This is a genomic window from Salinicoccus siamensis (genome assembly GCF_042429615.1).
Taxonomy (GTDB): domain Bacteria; phylum Bacillota; class Bacilli; order Staphylococcales; family Salinicoccaceae; genus Salinicoccus; species Salinicoccus siamensis.
On record NZ_JBHMAH010000046.1, the window covers coordinates 1 to 830 of the forward strand.

Annotated in this window: 1 pseudogene; it reads left to right on the forward strand. The window is 49.5% G+C overall.

Features of this window, described 5'->3' with window-relative positions:
* A pseudogene (locus tag ACFFLE_RS11175) lies at positions 1 to 830 on the forward strand (IS3 family transposase); the annotation flags it as partial.

Sequence of the window (830 nt, forward strand, 5' to 3'; positions counted from 1 at the left end):
CCAATCCAAAGATCTGGACAGAATGAAAGCCGACTATGAAGAGAAGCTAGAAAGCCTCTATGCGGAAGTCGGAAAACTCACCACGCAATTGTCGTGGGTCAAAAAAAAATCTGGCATCTACCACGACTAGACAGGAACGCATGGAAATGGTGGACTGGGCAGCCACTGATTTTCCCATTTCGGAACAAGCCAGACTACTGAGTCTCAATCGATCCAGTCTCTACTACAAACCGGTGACGCCCTCACCGGAAGAGGTAGCCATCAAACACCGGATTGATGAGCTCTATACCCGATTTCCATTCTATGGATCACGCCGGATTACCGAAAAACTGAAACATGAAGGCATCGCCATCAACCGTAAGCGGGTCCAGCGGCATATGCGGGAAATGGGCATACAGGCCATCTATCCAGGGCCCAACCTGAGCAAGCGCAATCTGCAGCACCGTATCTATCCCTATCTGTTGAAAGGTCTGCCCATCACCCGTCCCAATCAGGTGTGGAGTATTGATATTACATATATCCGACTTCAGAATCACTGGGTGTATCTCACCGCCGTCATCGACTGGTATTCCCGCTATATCATCAGCTGGGAACTGGACCAAACACTGGAAATGGACTTTGTTCTGGATACTGTGCAACGGGCACTGGCAAGTGGGACGCCCGAAATATTCAACAGCGACCAGGGCAGTCATTTCACCAGTCCTAGATACATCGAGCTCTTGAAATCACAGCCGGGCATCCAGATCAGTATGGACAGCAGAGGGCGTGCATTGGATAACATCATGATTGAGCGTTTCTGGCGGAGTCTCAAGTATGAAGAGGTATATTTG